The sequence below is a fragment of the Rhodococcus sp. NPDC003318 genome (assembly GCF_042879035.1).
Taxonomy (GTDB): Bacteria; Actinomycetota; Actinomycetes; order Mycobacteriales; family Mycobacteriaceae; genus Rhodococcus_G.
Genome location: NZ_JBIAOU010000004.1, coordinates 345,417 through 348,143, shown reverse-complemented (window position 1 = coordinate 348,143; position 2,727 = coordinate 345,417). Strand labels below are relative to the sequence as shown.

The following is a 2,727-nucleotide window of genomic DNA, read 5'->3' as shown; positions in this document are numbered from 1 at the left end:
CGACCTGTCAGTCTCACAGTCAAGCTCCCTTGTGCACTTGCACTCGACACCTGATTGCCAACCAGGCTGAGGGAACCTTTGGGCGCCTCCGTTACATTTTGGGAGGCAACCGCCCCAGTTAAACTACCCACCAGGCACTGTCCCTGAACCAGATCATGGTCCGAGGTTAGATGTCCAATACGATCAGAGTGGTATTTCAACAACGACTCCACGAACACTGGCGTGCCCGCTTCACAGTCTCCCACCTATCCTACACAAACCGAACCGAACACCAATACCAAGCTATAGTGAAGGTCCCGGGGTCTTTTCGTCCTGCCGCGCGTAACGAGCATCTTTACTCGTAATGCAATTTCGCCGAGTCTATGGTTGAGACAGCTGAGAAGTCGTTACGCCATTCGTGCAGGTCGGAACTTACCCGACAAGGAATTTCGCTACCTTAGGATGGTTATAGTTACCACCGCCGTTTACTGGGGCTTAAATTCTCAGCTTCGCCAACAAGTTGGCTAACCGGTCCTCTTAACCTTCCAGCACCGGGCAGGCGTCAGTCCGTATACATCGTCTTACGACTTCGCACGGACCTGTGTTTTTAGTAAACAGTCGCTTCTCACTGGTCTCTGCGACCCCCACCAGCTCAGGAAGCAAGTTCCGTCACCAGCAGAGGTCCCCCTTCTCCCGAAGTTACGGGGGCATTTTGCCGAGTTCCTTAACCATAGTTATCTCGATCGCCTTGGTATTCTCTACCTGACCACCTGTGTCGGTTTGGGGTACGGGCCGTGTGAAAACTCGCTAGAGGCTTTTCTCGGCAGCATAGGATCACTGAATTCGCCTCATTCGGCTACGCATCACGTCTCAGGATATGTGCGACCCGGATTTGCCTAGGCCACTCCCTACACGCTTACACCAGTACAACCACTGACTGGCCCAGCTACCTTCCTGCGTCACCCCATCGCTTGGCTACTACCAGATCGGATCACGCGCATCCCCCGACCACACACCCGAAGGCGCACGACCGGCTTCAGGGCGCTTAGCATCACTGATTCACCATTGACGCGTTCACACGGGTACGGGAATATCAACCCGTTGTCCATCGGCTACGCCTGTCGGCCTCGTCTTAGGTCCCGACTCACCCTGGGCGGATTAACCTGGCCCAGGAACCCTTGGTCATTCGGCGGACAAGTTTCTCACTTGTCTTTCGCTACTCATGCCTGCATTCTCACTCGTGCAGCCTCCACACCTGGATCACTCCGGCGCTTCCACGGCTGCACGACGCTCCCCTACCCATCCACACACCTGGCTCGACCCCCGTAAGGACCGAGCGGGCTCATGTGAATGCCGCGGCTTCGGTGGTGTACTTGAGCCCCGCTACATTGTCGGCGCAGGATCACTTGACCAGTGAGCTATTACGCACTCTTTCAAGGGTGGCTGCTTCTAAGCCAACCTCCTGGTTGTCTTCGCGACCCCACATCCTTTTCCACTTAGTACACGCTTAGGGACCTTAGCCGGCGATCTGGGCTGTTTCCCTCTCGACTACGAAGCTTATCCCCCGCAGTCTCACTGCCGCGCTCTCACTCACCGGCATTCGGAGTTTGGCTGATTTCGGTAAGCTTGTGGGCCCCCTAGACCATCCAGTAGCTCTACCTCCGGCGAGAAACACGCGACGCTGCACCTAAATGCATTTCGGGGAGAACCAGCTATCACGGAGTTTGATTGGCCTTTCACCCCTACCCACAGCTCATCCCCTCAGTTTTCAACCTAAGTGGGTTCGGGCCTCCACGACGTCTTACCGTCGCTTCACCCTGGCCATGGGTAGATCACTCCGCTTCGGGTCTAGAACATGCCACTGAAAACGCCCTATTCGGACTCGCTTTCGCTACGGCTACCCCACACGGGTTAACCTCGCGACATGCCACTAACTCGCAGGCTCATTCTTCAAAAGGCACGCCATCACCCCCCACCCCGAAGGATGCAAAGGCTCTGACGGATTGTAAGCGCACGGTTTCAGGTACTATTTCACTCCCCTCCCGGGGTACTTTTCACCTTTCCCTCACGGTACTAGTCCGCTATCGGTCACCAGGGAGTATTCAGGCTTATCGGGTGGTCCCGACAGATTCACAGCAGATTTCACGGGCCCGCTGCTACTTGGGCATCACCTACGACAGTCACCATGTTTTCGTCTACGGGACTCTCACCCTCTACGACAGGCCGTTCCAGACCACTTCGACTAACACGATGATTTCTCACTGTCGGCCAGCTCGGCAGAACTGACAAAGATGACCCCACAACCCCATGAGTGCAACACCTGCCGGCTATCACACACCCACGGTTTGGCCTCCTCCGCTTTCGCTCGCCACTACTCACGGAATCACGGTTGTTTTCTCTTCCTGTGGGTACTGAGATGTTTCACTTCCCCACGTTCCCTCCACACACCCTATATATTCAGGTGCGGGTAACACGACATCACTCGTGCTGGGTTTCCCCATTCGGACACCCTCGGATCTCAGCTCGGTTGACAGCTCCCCGAGGCTTATCGCAGCCTCCTACGTCCTTCATCGGCTCCTGGTGCCAAGGCATCCACCGTACGCTCTTCATTACTTACAACAAAGATGCTCGCGTCCACTGTGCAGTTCTCAAACAACACACAAACAAGAAACCAGACTGCAGACACCAGACCAGCCCGGGCTCACACCCACGCTGCGGTTTGACCTGCGGATTCCCGCTCGTCGTCTT

Annotated in this window: 1 rRNA gene; it reads right to left on the bottom strand. The window is 55.8% G+C overall.

Annotation, left to right across the window (positions count from 1 at the left end):
- Positions 1–2,598, bottom strand: a 23S ribosomal RNA gene (locus ACFYVR_RS11040); the annotation flags it as partial.
- Positions 2,599–2,727: the final 129 nt, after the last annotated feature.